Origin of the sequence: Secundilactobacillus silagei JCM 19001 (assembly GCF_002217945.1) — a bacterium.
GTDB lineage: Bacteria > Bacillota > Bacilli > Lactobacillales > Lactobacillaceae > Secundilactobacillus > Secundilactobacillus silagei.
In genome coordinates this window covers 1-234 of the sequence record NZ_BCMG01000081.1, presented here as the reverse complement: position 1 = coordinate 234, position 234 = coordinate 1, and the positions used below count along the sequence as shown (strand labels likewise).

1 rRNA gene is annotated in these 234 nt (G+C 54.3%); it reads right to left on the bottom strand.

Annotated elements, in window-relative coordinates:
* Window positions 1–43 precede the first annotated feature (43 nt).
* Window positions 44–234, bottom strand: a 16S ribosomal RNA gene (locus CES79_RS12655); the annotation flags it as partial.

Here is a 234-nt window from a genome sequence, read left to right as displayed (position 1 = left end):
ACAAAGTTTTGTCTCATGTGCAGGCTTCCGTATTATTCCTTAGAAAGGAGGTGATCCAGCCGCAGGTTCTCCTACGGCTACCTTGTTACGACTTCACCCTAATCATCTGCCCCACCTTAGGCGGTTGGCTCCCGAAGGTTACCGAACCGACTTTGGGTGTTGCAAACTCTCATGGTGTGACGGGCGGTGTGTACAAGGCCCGGGAACGTATTCACCGCGGCATGCTGATCCGCG